This is a genomic window from Paenibacillus sp. YSY-4.3 (assembly GCF_054767475.1).
Window position 1 is genome coordinate 118,048 of record NZ_BAABMC010000008.1, and the last position, 14,283, is coordinate 132,330.

General features: G+C 49.7%; 14 protein-coding genes. All 14 read right to left on the reverse strand.

The features are described 5' to 3' along the window. Nucleotides 1-47 precede the first annotated feature (47 nt). Nucleotides 48-872 carry a Cof-type HAD-IIB family hydrolase gene (locus ACYUJT_RS21305; RefSeq protein ID WP_460326051.1) on the reverse strand — a complete coding sequence of 275 codons (825 nt, stop codon included), beginning with the start codon at nt 870-872 and terminating at the stop codon, nt 48-50. 143 nt (nt 873-1,015) lie between these two features. Continuing rightward, the gene (locus ACYUJT_RS21310; protein ID WP_460326054.1) at nt 1,016-1,489 is read right to left on the reverse strand and encodes a hypothetical protein; all 474 of its coding nucleotides are present in this window, start codon (nt 1,487-1,489) and stop codon (nt 1,016-1,018) included. Nucleotides 1,490-1,545: 56 nt separating this feature from the next. Beyond that, nucleotides 1,546-2,712 carry a M48 family metalloprotease gene (locus tag ACYUJT_RS21315; protein ID WP_460326056.1) on the reverse strand — a complete coding sequence of 389 codons (1,167 nt, stop codon included), beginning with the start codon at nt 2,710-2,712 and terminating at the stop codon, nt 1,546-1,548. Nucleotides 2,713-2,872: 160 nt separating this feature from the next. Beyond that, the gene (locus ACYUJT_RS21320; RefSeq protein ID WP_460326058.1) at nt 2,873-3,127 is read right to left on the reverse strand and encodes a hypothetical protein; all 255 of its coding nucleotides are present in this window, start codon (nt 3,125-3,127) and stop codon (nt 2,873-2,875) included. A gap of 284 nt (nt 3,128-3,411) precedes the next feature. Continuing rightward, nucleotides 3,412-4,578, reverse strand: coding sequence for an ATP-grasp domain-containing protein (locus ACYUJT_RS21325; RefSeq protein ID WP_460326060.1), 1,167 nt, complete (start codon nt 4,576-4,578; stop codon nt 3,412-3,414). Nucleotides 4,579-4,673: 95 nt separating this feature from the next. Further along, complete coding sequence (locus ACYUJT_RS21330) at nt 4,674-4,958, reverse strand: hypothetical protein (protein WP_460326062.1); 285 nt, start codon at nt 4,956-4,958, stop codon at nt 4,674-4,676. 46 nt (nt 4,959-5,004) lie between these two features. Beyond that, a complete protein-coding gene (locus ACYUJT_RS21335; protein WP_460326064.1) occupies nt 5,005-6,387 on the reverse strand; it encodes an HlyD family efflux transporter periplasmic adaptor subunit in 1,383 nt (460 codons plus the stop codon). Nucleotides 6,388-6,443: 56 nt separating this feature from the next. Further along, complete coding sequence (locus tag ACYUJT_RS21340) at nt 6,444-8,678, reverse strand: peptidase domain-containing ABC transporter (protein WP_460326066.1); 2,235 nt, start codon at nt 8,676-8,678, stop codon at nt 6,444-6,446. A gap of 121 nt (nt 8,679-8,799) precedes the next feature. Further along, nucleotides 8,800-9,621: a helix-turn-helix transcriptional regulator gene (locus ACYUJT_RS21345; protein ID WP_460326069.1), complete on the reverse strand. Its 822-nt coding sequence runs from the start codon at nt 9,619-9,621 to the stop codon at nt 8,800-8,802. 180 nt (nt 9,622-9,801) lie between these two features. Continuing rightward, the gene (locus ACYUJT_RS21350; RefSeq protein WP_460326071.1) at nt 9,802-10,179 is read right to left on the reverse strand and encodes a sensory rhodopsin transducer; all 378 of its coding nucleotides are present in this window, start codon (nt 10,177-10,179) and stop codon (nt 9,802-9,804) included. 21 nt (nt 10,180-10,200) lie between these two features. Beyond that, entirely contained in the window at nt 10,201-11,235 is a 1,035-nt protein-coding gene (locus ACYUJT_RS21355) for a glycoside hydrolase family 88/105 protein (RefSeq protein WP_460326073.1), read from the reverse strand. Between the two features lie 52 nt (nt 11,236-11,287). Beyond that, a complete protein-coding gene (locus ACYUJT_RS21360) occupies nt 11,288-12,427 on the reverse strand; it encodes a rhamnogalacturonan acetylesterase (RefSeq protein WP_460326075.1) in 1,140 nt (379 codons plus the stop codon). A gap of 49 nt (nt 12,428-12,476) precedes the next feature. Continuing rightward, on the reverse strand, nt 12,477-13,316 hold the full coding sequence (locus tag ACYUJT_RS21365) for a carbohydrate ABC transporter permease (protein ID WP_460326077.1): 840 nt from the start codon (nt 13,314-13,316) through the stop codon (nt 12,477-12,479). A 2-nt stretch (nt 13,317-13,318) separates the two neighbouring features. Further along, nucleotides 13,319-14,218 (reverse strand): carbohydrate ABC transporter permease, encoded by a 900-nt coding sequence (locus ACYUJT_RS21370; RefSeq protein WP_460326079.1) that lies wholly within the window; start codon nt 14,216-14,218, stop codon nt 13,319-13,321. Nucleotides 14,219-14,283: the final 65 nt, after the last annotated feature.

A 14,283-nucleotide genomic window follows, 5' to 3' on the forward strand; every position in this document is an offset into this window, starting at 1 on the left:
CGGTCAGCGCTCTATTTCGTTCCTATGGTTACGTTTCCGTCTCCGTTCTAGACGGTAGGTGCTGCTTGATTCAGCATATATTTCTCGACGACTTTAGCTACACCGTCTTTCATATTCGTATCGGTCACATAATCTGCGATAGCTTTAATATCGTCAGGAGCATTGCCCATGGCTACGCCAAGTCCGGCAAATTCAATCATTGCCTGATCGTTGTAACTGTCGCCGATCGCAATGACTTCTTCCCGCTTGATGCCCAGCTGCTGGATGAGGTGGTGAAGGCTTGTCCCCTTATCTACGCCCGCTTCCGTAAACTCCAAGAAGAAGGGTTTGGAGCGAACGACGTTAAGCTCGCCTGCCAATTGCGGCTGCAGCTTGCTCTCCAGAGCAATCAGCTTCTCCGGATCATCAACCATCAGCACTTTTACGACCGGCTCCTGAACCGCTGCGACAAAATCCACAGCCTCGACAATCGGCATCCCCGTAATTTCGCCTTCGATGTCCGTATACTTGTTGTGCGCGGGAGTCACGATATCGTCACCGACGTAGGTATGAATCCAGACGCCCTCCTGCTTGCTGATGGCGTACAGCTCATGCGCCGTTTCCGGCGTCAAGGTGCTGCTGAACAAGATTTCCTGGGTTGCGCAATTGGTGATTTTGGCACCGTTAAAAGATAGAATGAAGCTGCCGTATTTCTCCAGCTCCAATTCCTTGGCGATATGCGTCATGGCAAAAGTCGGACGGCCGGAGGCCAGCACCACTTTAATCCCTGCCTCCTGCGCATCCATTAATGCCTGCTTCGTGCGCGGCGAAATCGTGTGATCATCCCGCAGCAGTGTATCATCCAAATCCAGCACGATCATTTTATAACTCATCTCTCTATGTCCCCCTCCACTCATTCTGTCGATAAGCTATGAAGCTAGCTGCTTATTATCGCAATATACATAGCATACCATCTCTGAATGAGCTTGAGGGCATTATTTCGCTAGTTCAGTCAAACGAATGGGATAGATTTGCGTCATAGAATAGACTGGTTCACTACAATATACACATCGAAACACGGCTCAGCGCCGATCGGCGGTTGAATGGATAGCGTGTATCCTGTGGATACTTGAATCATCTTGTTGCGGTTGATGTAATCGACCAGCTCTGCGAATACCCGATCCAAGCCTTCGGGATTTCCAGCATACCTGGTATATACCGCATCGACAAGCTGAAATACCGGCTTGAAACCGTAAGGCTCCGGCAAATCCAATGGCCGATCAACCGGGAACAAAAACTCCATGTCCAGAACTTGCTCTTCCTGACCATGATCTATTGCGAAAGTAGCGGAGATCATCGGCCCGTTGCGTTTAGCACCGCTTTCTTTCAAAACGGCAACGAATTGGCCCAGCTCATGATCTATTTCGGATTGCTTCATTCTTGCGCGATAGGAAGCTACATTCTCAAATCTAATGCTTTTCCCTGTCTCGATTTGAATCGTCTGCTCCATCTTATATACCTCCGATTGTTTTTTTGATGATAGAATTTGCCTCAATAGATCGATACTTATTTGGGGATTGTCCGCTCCTCTTCTGTTCTATAGCGATGCTGTTCCGCACTGCGAATCCACCCAATCCGGTGCTCGAACGAAGGATGCGTCTGCAGCTTCTCGATGAATCTGTGAATCGATAACACCGAATGGTTCAACTCAGCCAATTTGGTCAATGCCGCAATAATTACGCCTGCCGGAATTCCCATTTTAAGCACATATTCATCTGCATCCCTCTCCAGCTTTCTCGATACATACGAGCTCACAAACCACAAATAGCTCAACAGGAGAGCCAAAATAAAAACAACCCCGACAGGAATCGGAATATGAAACCCGGTGGCTTCTATTTGATCCATCAGTGACGTCAGGCCTAAAAACAAAGGAATCGCCGCAACGAACAACACAGCTTTAATCCATAAATGGAACCTTCTGATATGACCGATTTCATGGGCAAGAATGGCATTCATTTCGTCTGCTGAAAGATTCTCCAGTAAATAGCTGGCAATGAACACCCGCTTATAGATCAAGCCGCAGACGATCGCATTGGCTACTTTGCTATCGGATGTCGGCCATTCGAATACCTGCACCCGCTTCATTTCATGTTTGTTCAAAAACCTCTCGATCTCCGCCTTCTTCCCTTCATCCATTAAAGGTTTGGCCGATAAGGAAAGCCGGAGCAGGTAAGGGTACGCCAAATTGTAGGCAGCAATTCCAATCAAAATGAGAAGACAGGCCCATAGTCCGCTTAGCTCGATCTTAACCCAATTAAATCTGAACGGTAACACAATGAGGGCCGGCAAATACATCAGAACACTCGACTTGATGGCAGCCACCAACTCGTCCCGTATGGAAGTCCCGACATCCCGAACGACTCGGTTCACCCGGTGATATATAGCCTGACTCAGAATCGTACTTAGCATCAAATAGGCAAATGGTAGGATCGTTATGAGAATATAATTCAGCTTCGTTTTGGGGAGGAAGCTGGTCAGCAGCATAATAATCGCAACCATCGAAACTACGTAATATATGTAATGAAACAATCTAAATGTCCCGAAAAAATACAAGGCCCGTTCCTTAGAGCCCGTTTCCTTATAACGCTGAATTGTAAGATTGCCTAGGATCATGGCGATCAATGCATTAAACAAATAAATGATGATGGATAAAATGATCTTCGCTGCAATCATGTCCTCACTCCGTTAATACTGACTTAAGATGAGATGTGCTTTATGTTATAAACGACGATTCAGCCGGGCTGAAATGCCCGACTGAAATCATCCATTGATCATGATTAATGTTCTTCAGCTTGTCCAAAAGGCTGCTGCCGGATGGACAGCTAATCGGCGATTACCACCAGAACGTAAGGAGATAAGCTGCTGCTCCGCCAACCGCTCCTGCGGCTCCGCCAACGGCCGCTCCTGGTAAAGCTCCAACGCCGCCAGCCATAGCTCCGCTAGCTGCACCGCCAATTGCGCCGCTTGCCGCGCCGCCAACTACGGATTTACCCAGGTCGCTCCAGCTAAAATCACCGCCACCGTCAATCGCCATCATTTCGTTGAGAGACAGTTCGCTGAAGCCATTCAGTTGCATTACAGAATCCATAATTTCTCCTCCTTAAAATAATATTTACTTTAGTTAAAGAGCTGTGCAATATATGTAAATGTCTAACTAAAGTACACCTTTGCTACTTCCCTCCGTTGTTTCTTTTCTTGACATATAGACTATAAATAAAGACAGCGGCAAACCCTACGATGAACGAGAAGATCATGATACCTGTGAAACCTGTCATGGGTATTTACCTCTTTCGGATTAGTTTTCCTTCTTAACTATATTATTAATAATATGACAAAATAAGTAAATATCCCCTGAGGGCTATTTTGCGTGAACTACCAGACTCGCAGCACTTTTACCTTGCCGTCTTGGATTTCCAGCTCCATTTGCGCCTTAGGTGAGCCGGTCTGCTTCAGCATTTGGACCTTCTGTTCCTCATTCAAATCAACGATAATCCGATCTTTAAACTTGCGTACCTGCTTGCTCCAATTGCTCATGACGTCGTAGTAATCGAACAAGTAAGAATTGTTCACTGTATCCTTCTTTCTTGTATAAGTGCCGGCTGCAGCATAGGATAAGGAGCGTTCAATCAGGGGAGCCTGCTGCAAATCCTCAATCAAGCGAGCTGTTATCGGCGCGCCCGTCTTCAGCTCGATATCGAGGAAGGCCGGCATGCTATTACATTCAATAAGTATAAATTTTCCATCAGATGTTCTTCTCAGATCTATGCCGCTGAATCGGAGTTCCAGCTGCTGCATCGCCTTGGCACAAAAGCTGGCAACGCCCTCAGGCAGGTCAACGGGCTCATATTGCACTTCCCCGGAATGATACTCCGGGTCATCCCGATAATCGAGAATATCCGGATTCGATTTAATAATTTTGTGAGCAGAAATCACTTGTCCGGCCAGCATATTGACGCGAATATCATCCCCGGGGATTTCCTCCTGAAATATCGCAGGCTCATTGCTGATGGCATCAAGCTGCTCCAGCAGCTCCGGCGTCACTCTCCTGCAATAACCGCCTCCGGGAAGCGGTTTGCATACCGCGTTCTTCACCTCTGAAATGAACTTGCGGGCGATTTCCGGGTTCGATGTAATGCAGGTTCTCGGCATGGGAATGCCTAGTCGATGGAGGGCGTTCAATTGATAATATTTCGATGAGTTGCTCGGCGCGTTGATGACTCTAGCGCCTTCTTCATGAAGCGCGTGCAGCCATCCTCGCACCGCCTCAACCCGGGCTGAGAACTGAAGCTGATTGTTGTACCGATCGGCCGCAGTTCCTCCTGTCAGCTGGTTCGGATTATGCGTCATGATGCTGCGGAAATAAACGGAGCGAAGCCTCCGAAACGGCTCCCCGTTATAGATGAGCTCGCCGTTGACGGCCGCATAATCATTCAACTGCGGCGAGCCGAGCTCCTTGAATTCGATCCCCATTTCTTTGAGCTTCGTCACCATATGACGACAGTGTACATCATTCATGGGATTAACCACGAGAATGGGCATGATTTATCTCCTTCTCAATTGAATTTATAAATTCGCAAATATAAGAACAAAAGGGATAAATGTCAGATTGACATTACCCCCTTTGTTACTAATCATTAGAACACTTCTTCGCCGATGGCAAGCGTCGTCTTGATCGGGCCGCCGCCTTCTTCGCCGACGGCAAGCGTTGTCATGATCGGGCCGCCGCCTTCCTCACCAAGCGCCAACGTCGTCATGATCGGGCCGTCTTCGCCGATAGCCAGCGTGAGATAGGTTGAACGATCCAGGCTTCCGCCGTCGATTTGCTGCATTTCCTCTGGGGAAATTTCGACTGCGTTGATTTCGACATTAAAATGAGAGCTGATGGAATCTCTTTGCAATGCATCGAGTGTGATTTTCATTATTTTCACCTCCTTTCCATATAAGTTGAACTATTGGAATGGAAATTCACTGCTTCAAATCTAGCTTTTTCAACATATATTCAAGCACCGTCTCGCTTCTTGTAATGATCTGCGCTTCGGCCATCATCCCCGTCTTGATGTAAGCCTCTTCCCCCTTTTTATTACGGAGGGATCTGCTCTGGATATCGGCTTCGACCGCATAATAGCTGTACCCATCCTGCTGGCTTATTACCGCGTCCCCGCCGATGGAGCGCACCGTGCCCTCCAGCATGCCGTAGTCATTCGAGGGAAGGGCAATGAAGCTGTATTTGATCGTATCTCCCACATTGATGTTGGCCACGTCTGAATTGGATATCGCCAGCTTCATCATGAACTCGGAATCGTTCTCCGGCAGAATCGTCAGCAATTCCGTCCCCGTTTGCAGCAGATCCCCTGCATTGATGTCGGTAATGACGTTCACGGTTCCATCGATCGGAGCGGTAATTACATAATCCCTTAACGCGAAGTCCAGATTCTGCAGGCGCTCCTCCAGGCTCTTTACATGCTCCTGCTCGGATTCGATAGATTCGGCAAGTTGCAAATACAGAGCATCCACTTCCCCCTGCAATTTGTTCAACAACTGGTCATTCTCATTCATGGCCGTAATAAGCGCCATTTCAAAGCCGTTGGCATAATCGCTGGCCTGCAGCCGCACCTCCTCCAATTTTTGCTTGGCCCCGCTGTCATCCCCATCTTGCCGAACCGTCATTTTAAAAAGCTCGGACGCCGTTTCCTCCTGCAGCGCATACTGCTCCTTCTTGATCTGGTAGTCCTGGAATTTGTAATAGTATTCCGAAGCGGGTGGCAATAGATTTGTACCTGCAGCCACGGACTGCTTCAGCAGTTGCAGATGCTTTTGCTTCTCTTCAGCCTGCTCCAGCAATCCCATCAGCCGGGTCAATTCGACGTGAAATTTCTGCTTCGAAGAGTGGCCATCCAGCAAATTGCTAAGACGTTCGGACTGTTCGGCAGTATCAAGATTTCCAGACATCTTCCCGGCAAGGATTTGGCCTCTGAACTGCACCAGCTCCTCCAACTGAGCCTTCGCCTTCTGTACATCGAGCTCCACAGCCAGCTTGTCCGCTTCTATCTGATCCTTATGCAGCGTATACAATACATCTCCGGCCTTCACTTTCTGCCCCGGCATATAATGAACGCTCTCTACGTTGCCTGTGGCCTTGCTCTGGATGCGGCTTACTTTTTCGTTCGGACGCACTACGCCGCTCGCTTTGACTACGATGTCGATTTTGCTTATGGAGGCCCAAATCAGCCCGACAACTAGAATAAGTACCAGAAAACCGAGGAAGATCGAGATGAACGGGCTCGTCCGGGCTTCCATGATCTCCCGGCTATCGGTGATTTCTCCCATATCCCTAATGACTGCTCTCATATTCGTCCTACCTACTTCCCTGATGTTGTGCTCACGATAGGATCACTCTATGGCAACTAGTTGTTGGCTGTCTCCAGCATGCCTTGTCCCTGCAGGTTCTGTTCGTTCATCCCTTCCGGGATCTGATCCTTCCACAACTCGTAATATTTGCCCCGGCGGCCCATAAGCTCAGCATGCGTTCCAGCTTCGATAATTTCACCGTGATCCATGACAAAAATCCGGTTGCAGCGCATGATCGTGCTCAATCGGTGGGCGATGATGACCGTAGTGACATCCTGCAAATTATGTATGGTCTCCGAAATCGCCTTCTCCGTCGTCGAATCCAAATTACTCGTCGCTTCATCCATAATAAGGATGTCAGGCTGCTTCAGAATCGCTCTCGCAATAGCGAGACGCTGCTTCTGCCCTCCGGATAAATTGGATGCATCCTCCTCTAGCACCGTGTTGTATCTTAACGGCAACTCGTTAATAAAATCATGCGCCTTGGCTATCTTCGCGGCTTCCACGACCCGCTCCAATTCCGTTTCGTCATCGATGCCAAGGCAGAGATTATCGCGTATCGAACCACTGAAAAAAAACGTATCCTGCGTAATATAAGCAATCTTCTCGCGCAGCGTGTCTATGTCAATGTCCTTAATGTTATTGTCGTTAATGAGAATATCGCCCTTCTCCGGGGCATAGAATCGCATTAGCAGCTGAATCAGCGTCGTCTTGCCTGATCCGCTCTCCCCGACGAAAGCAATTTTCTCCCCGGGAGAGATAGTCAAATTCACGTTTTTCAGGACAAGCTGCCTAGTGCCATACCGGAAGTCCAGATTCTGGAGCTTCATCTGCCCTTTCAGCGATACCGGACTGATCTTCCGGTCTTCGTCCTCCTCCTTCTCCGGCGTAAGATCCAGAATCTCCCCGAGCCGGTCTGCGGCAACTACGGCAGTCTGTACCAGCGGCTGCAGGTTGATCAAATTCTGGATCGGCTCGAGGAAATAAGCGAGTAGCGCATTGAAGGTAATCAATTGGCCCATCGACAAATTTCCGCGGATAACCTGGTACGCTCCTGCCCATAAAATGACGATTCCCCCAGTTGCCTGTACTAACCCCTTTAATGACGCCTGCATATTATTGAAAAAGCCGAAGCGAAACACGCTCCGCAGCAAGACAACAAACTTCTTCTCCGTCTCAAAATTCGCTTTCTGCTCGGCGTTGTACGCCTTGACTGTCTCGATCCCATTGATCGACTCCACCAAATAGGAGTTCAGTTGGGCATTATCCTCCATCTGCTTGCGGTTCATCCGCTCGAACGGCTTATGGAACGCCCATACGAGTACAAGATACAGGGGGATCATCGTTGAGGTAACCCCGAACAGAAACGGGCTCTGGGAATATAAAATGAACCCGCCGATCAGCGCCATGATGACGTCGATCATGATCGTTAATGTCGCCCCCGATATCGCGTCCCTCACTTTGGAGGCGTCCATCAGTCTAGATATGATTTCTCCCGTCTTGCGGGTGCCGAAGAAATTCATCGGCAGCTTAAGCACATGCTGGTAATAACCGAGGATTAAGGAAATGTCTAACTTTTGGCTTAAAAATAGCAGTAAATGATTGCGGAAAGCACTTAACAATATTTTGAATAGGGTTAAAGTAATAACGCCGATGGAGACCATGTGCAAGGTCTTGTCCAAACCGTGAGGTAAAATTTCATCCAACAGAAATTTAAAGTAGAATGCACCGAGAATTCCTAGTACTGTATAGAGAATAGAAGCCATAAACAGGCTGAAGATAAGCTTGCGTTGAGGAATTAACAGACTGAAAAACCGGGGAAATAAACCTTTTGTTTCATCCCCCTTTTGAAAGGTAGGCGCCGGAACCATCAGAATAAGCACGCCTGTCCAAATCTTGAAAAATTCCTCGGGCGTATACTTCACGATTCCTTTTGCCGGATCGGCAATGATAAGTTCCTTTTTCGTAACTTTATGTATGACTACGTAGTGGAGTAACGTTTGATCAATAATGACGTGAGCGATGGCCGGCAAGGGAAACGGTTCAAATATGGATTCCTGTCCTGCCTTCACCCCCTTGGCTGTAAACCCAAGGCTCTCTGCGGCTTTAATAACTCCGTAGACGTTCGTGCCCTTCTTGTCCGTTCCAGCTACCTCCCGTATTCGGGATATCGGAATCTTTAGCCCATACTGCTTAGAAATCGTAGCCAGACAAGCCGCACCGCAGTCTTTGATATCGAATTGCTTAATGCAGTGGTATTTGCCCGAAAATATCATTTCAAATCGTCCCATCCGCAATTTAGTTGTGTGCATGCTTAAGGTCAACTGCCTAAATTATACCATTTCTGGTCTATGACATGTAAATATCCCTTTAGGGACATTTCGGAGCCTATATATCTCCTTGGCGCTAAATTTAAGGATAAAATTTGATAATGAATTCTCCTTTGTCTCTGACATTGGCTTTTTTGTAGACATTTTTCAGCGTGTTCTTCACGGTTCCGGGAGCGATATACAGCATTTTGGCGATTTGCCCCACCGAATGGTTATGCATCCAGAGGTAGCCAATCTCCTTCTCCCGCTTGGTCAGCCCGCATTGATCGAACGCATGGTAGATCGCTTGCTTCCTTAGCTCGGGGTCCGGCCACCTTCCTTTGACGCGGTCTATCAATTGCTGCAGCAGCGGAATGACGTATGTAATATCTTCGTTGACGGATAAAGACATATCCAGATATCCTTTGATTTCACCATTAATATGGATAGGAGCGCAGATACATGACCAGCCCGCAAACAGCTTCAGATGATGCTCTTCCCCGCGGATAACGGCAATGCGGCTCGTTTCCATCGTAACGGATAGCGCATTGATCCCCGCATGCTTTATATCAAACAAGCTGCCTACCCTGACATTGTGCTCCTTCAGCGAAGCGATCACATGCTCGGGACCGCTCAAGCTGAGCGTCACGCCTTCCGTATCCGTCAAAATAAATATAAACGGTCGGATCAGAAACCGGTGAAGCGCTTTCAACTCTTCTTCAACCACGGAGATCAATTCTTTGTGGGCATCCAATCTTTGAATTATTTCTTCTTCTGAAATACACTTCAATTGATCCATGTAAACATGATGCCCGCTAAGCGCAAAAGAGCAGTTCCACTGCTGAATCGTTCTCTGGTTCATGTCCTTCAAATAGACCCAATGCCCGTCCGGTAACGCTGTCTGATAACTAAAGACACTTTTCAAAATATCTCTCCTTTCCTATTTTAAAAATATTTTACCATAATATATTTAAAAAATAACCTTTTAACTATATTGGAAATTTAAGTTTTATAAATATTTAGTCTATAAAGGATTTCTAATAAGCATAACCCAATGAAAAAAACGCCTCGCGGCGTTTTTTGCTAGCTGGATTTAAAAAAGCGGCTAACTTCCGATGGGATGTGCCATGACGCCCATCAAGGCCAGCTCCGGCTGCGACGTATCGAGCCGGCTGTATTGAATGATGACAGGAACATCGCTTTCCACCGTCAGCGCATAAGGCACTCCGGGGGGGATTCTCTCCCCGCCGCTCTCCAATGAAGAAGTACGGATATGCTTCGTGCGCCGGCCTTCGACGGTCGCCTCGATGCCCTCCAGCGGCTCGCGATCCTCATAATAGATCGTAATGCCCAGCCTCGCAGGCGTCTCCCCGCAATTCAGCACGCAAATGCTTTCGTGGCTGACCAGCTCTCCCCGGCTGTCCGGCGGAATATAACCGTCGGGAATGACCCAGAAATGGTGCCCTTTTGCTTGAACTCCCATAATGACGACTCTCCCTTCCTGTTAACTGTACGGATCTTCCTTGGAGCGCAGCAGCTGAGCCAAAAATGCCAGCGTTAGCCCTTGTCCCCAACCCTGAATGCGCTTGTAAGGCACTTCCTTGTATCCCTCTACGTCGTTCATCACCGCCGTACCGGCCGAAACGTCCGTCACCGTGCCGTCGTCCTTGATCCGGGACAGAATGCCGTCGATCGATTTTTGCGTATATTTATTGTACAATCTGCCCCGCATCAGCAGCGCCGTGGCGATTCCTGCCGATCCGGACGTCTCCAGGTAGGAGGTATCGTCATCCAGCACCGTATGCCACAACCCTTCGGGCGATTGCAGCCTGACGAGCGCGCTTAGCTGGTCCCGCAAAGAGCCGTCGATAATCATGTAAGAAGGATGCTGAACCTCGACGTACTTCAGCGCCTTGGACATCGTCAGCGCCGCCCAGCTGTTGCCGCGTGCCCAATATATGCCGGACATATGGTTCTGGTTCAAGTGATCCCAGCCATGATAGTAAAGATTCGTGTCCGGGTCCTGCAGAAACTCTTCATGGCCGTGATACTGCTTCAGGCCGTCCGCGAAATATTCCTTGTTCCCGAGCAGGTGCCCGATGCGCAGCAGGAAATAGCCTGCCATAAACATCGTATCCACCCAGGCCTGCTGGGGAAATACATCATTTACTGAATTAACGGTATGCTGAAAAATGCCGTCCGCGAACCTTTCGGCTTTATTTTTCAAAAATTCCGCCATTTCCACAGCCGTGTTCAAATACTTCTCGTCCTGGTAGACCTGATAGAGCGTCAGCAGGCAGTGGCCGATGGATACGCCGTTTACGGATAGTTTCGGCAGGCCGTCCTCCATATGCTCGTCAACCCAAGCCTTCAGCTTGGTCAAATATTGCTCATTCCCCGTCGCCTCGTACGCTTCGCATACGCCGTAATAAGCTACGCCGCCCGGCCAGTCCCAGTTGAAATCCATATTAAACGTGCGTTCGACGACCCGATCGATCGTCTGCTTCACCTTCTCCTCGTCATAAACCAATGCTGGCATGTCTAGCTCTCCTTCCCAAAATGGCTCTGTAGTCATTTGTTCCTCCCAAACGTTACCTGAGATACATTAACAAAGGCTGCAGCTGCAAATCGCGAATTCCGTCAGCTATTAACCGGGCGACCGCTTCTCCCCCCTGCTCCTGAAAATGCGTGTTATCCTGCACCCCGGCAGGGAAATTCATGTATTCGCCCGGATACACCCACATAAATAAATCCTTGCTGCCCTCCGGTCCGGCCTTCTCGAATAACAGCTTGCTTCGGGCGGCAAGATCGATGAGCAGCGTGTCCGTCTCTTCCGCCAACTCCTGCATCGCCGTGATATAATCTCCATGCGTATCGGAGAGTGTTCCGTCCGGGTTGAAATACCGGCGATGCACCGGCGTCACCAGCACCGGGTGAGCCTGCTTCTCCCGAGCGGCTTCGATATAGTGCAGCAGATGCTGCTTATACGTCGTAAACGGCTCCGTTCCCCGGGGATCGGGCTTCTCGTCGTTATGGCCGAACTGGAGCATCAGAAAATCGCCAGGTTTGATCAACTGCAGAATCGCCTCCAGGCGCCCCTCCTCGATAAAGCTCCGCGAGCTGCGCCCGGACTGAGCATGATTATCCACGCAGACATCGTGCTTGAACAAGGCGGGCAAGAGCTGCCCCCACCCTGCGTATGGATAGCCGTCCTCCCCCTGATCCGTCACCGTGGAATCGCCTACAAGGAATAGGGTCAGCGTACTTGGCGCGGGCTGAAGCTCCAGCATGTTCAGGCGTGGCGCCTGCCCTGACACATGCAGCCGGAAGCGGCCGCCCCGCACAGGAACGGCGAACTTCTCCTCGATGAACTGTCCGGCCGCCGCGCTGATCGGCGGCAGCACCCGCTTGCTGCCAGCGACCTTCAGCATGGTATGCGTTTCCGCCAAAGCGTCTCCTGCCAGAATGCTCACCAGATATACGCCGTCCGGCACATTTGCCGCAAACGTAGCTCCCATCGGAATGCAGAAGCGGTGATACAGCGCTGCTCTTGCATCGCCGGGTACGGCAGCGGCCGCCGCCGATCTATCCCGGGCATACACCCGGCCTGTGTCCTCGAATCCGTATCCAGCCGCAGGGCTATACACACTTTCTGCGGTCACGCCAGTAAAACCGTCCGCCGGCTGCCCCGCCCCGAAGTCGAATTTCCATGACGTCTTCTCCATTTCCATACGATCCCCCCCTTCACGATTTTCGCCTATTGCTAACCGTCAGCGTCTCCTATCCTTTTAACCCGCTGCTGCTAATTCCTTCTACAATTTGTTTCTGGAATATAAAAAATACAACGACGACCGGAATCAGGCTGACGATGGACATCGCGAACATCGCTCCCCAGTTGGACCCTGACTCGCTGTCCAGGAACATCTTCAGCCCCATCGACACGGTATATTTCTGCGGCGAATTCAAATACAGCACCGGGCCGATCAGATCCTCCCACCGCCAATAGAAGGAGAAAATCGCCGCCGTGGCAAGCGCCGGTTTAATGAGCGGCAGAATGATACGGTAAAAGAGCCGGAACTTATCGCAGCCGTCGATCGTCGCCGCCTCATCGAGCTCGATCGGAATCGAGCGGATGAATTGAATCATCAGAAAGATGAAGAACGGCGCTCCGAAGTAATTCGGGATGACAATCGGCTTCATACTGTTCAGCCATCCGAGCTTCGAGAAAATAATGTATTGAGGGACGAGCACTACGTCATGGGGCAGCATCAGTGTCACCATCATCAGCGCAAACCATAGATTGCGCCCTTTGAAATCAAGCCGGCCGAAGCCGAAGGCGATCAGCGCCGAGGAAATGACGACGCCGATAGTAGCCAGCACGACAATGATAAGCGAATTGACAATAAACTGGGCGAAGGGCTGCCCTCCAACGCCGGCCCAGCCTGCTGCATAGTTCCCAAAATTCCAAGACTGCGGAATCAGTTGTGAGGCCGTGGCGAAGATCGTCCGGCTCTCCTTGAAGGAGCTCATGAACAGCCAGATGATCGGGTACAGCATGAGAATGGCAATTACCCCGACAAAAAGATGATAGACCGGCCATTTCCATTTGCCTGCAACCATGATTAACGGCCTCCTTTCGACTCATAGAACACCCATAATTTCGATGTCTTGAACAGAATCGCCGTCATGATGCTGACCATGATGAGCATGACCCAAGCCATCGCCGCGGCGTAGCCCATATTGTTGAACATGAAGGCCTGCCGGAATAAATACAGGGAGTACAGCAGGGTTCCGTCCATCGGCGTTCCTTCCCCTTTGGAAATAATGTAAGCCGGTACGAAGGTCATAAATGCGCTGATCGTCTGCATGATCAGGTTGAACAGGATGATCGGGCTCAGCAGAGGCAGCGTGATCTTGAAAAATTTGCGCGGAGCGGTTGCTCCGTCAATGCCTGCTGCCTCGTACATCTCCGGAGAGATGTTCTTCAGCCCGGCCAGGAAGATCAGCATAGACGATCCGAATTGCCATACCGACAATGCAATCAGCGTTCCAAGTGCAGCATTGGGGTCGCCGTACCAAGCGACGGGCGGAATACCGAGAAATATGAGCAGGCTGTTTACGATGCCCTGTTCGTTAAAAATGTTGCGCCACATAATCGATACAGCGACGCTTCCGCCGATGATCGATGGCAAATAATACACGGTTCGATAGAAACCAACCATGCGCGACTTCGTGTTGAGCAGCATGGCCACGAACAAGGCGAACATCAGCCGCAGCGGCACGCCGGCAAATACATATATAAAAGTAACTCTGACCGAGTTCCAATATTTCTGATCCTGGGTAAACATTTTTTTGAAATTGAAGGACCCGATCCACTGCGGATCGTTGAATAAATTGTAATTGGTGAACGACAAATATAATGAGATCAAAATCGGAATAAACGTAAAGACCAAGAACCCGATTACAAACGGACTGATAAAAGCATATCCGGTCAAATTGGCTCTGAGTGACTGTTTCCGCAAGGCACCTGCACCTCCTGGCAGTATCGTGAACATGAAATCCACCTGAGCAGCGGCAGTAAACGGGC

Coding starts and splice junctions, on each gene's coding strand:
- ACYUJT_RS21355 (WP_460326073.1), bottom strand. CDS start 11,235: ATGCCAGCATTGGTTTATGACGAGGAGAAGGTGAAGCAGACGATCGAT.
- ACYUJT_RS21350 (WP_460326071.1), bottom strand. CDS start 10,179: ATGGGAGTTCAAGCAAAAGGGCACCATTTCTGGGTCATTCCCGACGGT.
- ACYUJT_RS21330 (WP_460326062.1), bottom strand. CDS start 4,958: ATGAAAATCACACTCGATGCATTGCAAAGAGATTCCATCAGCTCTCAT.
- ACYUJT_RS21310 (WP_460326054.1), bottom strand. CDS start 1,489: ATGGAGCAGACGATTCAAATCGAGACAGGGAAAAGCATTAGATTTGAG.
- ACYUJT_RS21340 (WP_460326066.1), bottom strand. CDS start 8,678: ATGGGACGATTTGAAATGATATTTTCGGGCAAATACCACTGCATTAAG.
- ACYUJT_RS21365 (WP_460326077.1), bottom strand. CDS start 13,316: ATGGTTGCAGGCAAATGGAAATGGCCGGTCTATCATCTTTTTGTCGGG.
- ACYUJT_RS21360 (WP_460326075.1), bottom strand. CDS start 12,427: ATGGAAATGGAGAAGACGTCATGGAAATTCGACTTCGGGGCGGGGCAG.
- ACYUJT_RS21335 (WP_460326064.1), bottom strand. CDS start 6,387: ATGAGAGCAGTCATTAGGGATATGGGAGAAATCACCGATAGCCGGGAG.
- ACYUJT_RS21315 (WP_460326056.1), bottom strand. CDS start 2,712: ATGATTGCAGCGAAGATCATTTTATCCATCATCATTTATTTGTTTAAT.
- ACYUJT_RS21325 (WP_460326060.1), bottom strand. CDS start 4,578: ATGCCCATTCTCGTGGTTAATCCCATGAATGATGTACACTGTCGTCAT.
- ACYUJT_RS21320 (WP_460326058.1), bottom strand. CDS start 3,127: ATGGATTCTGTAATGCAACTGAATGGCTTCAGCGAACTGTCTCTCAAC.
- ACYUJT_RS21305 (WP_460326051.1), bottom strand. CDS start 872: ATGAGTTATAAAATGATCGTGCTGGATTTGGATGATACACTGCTGCGG.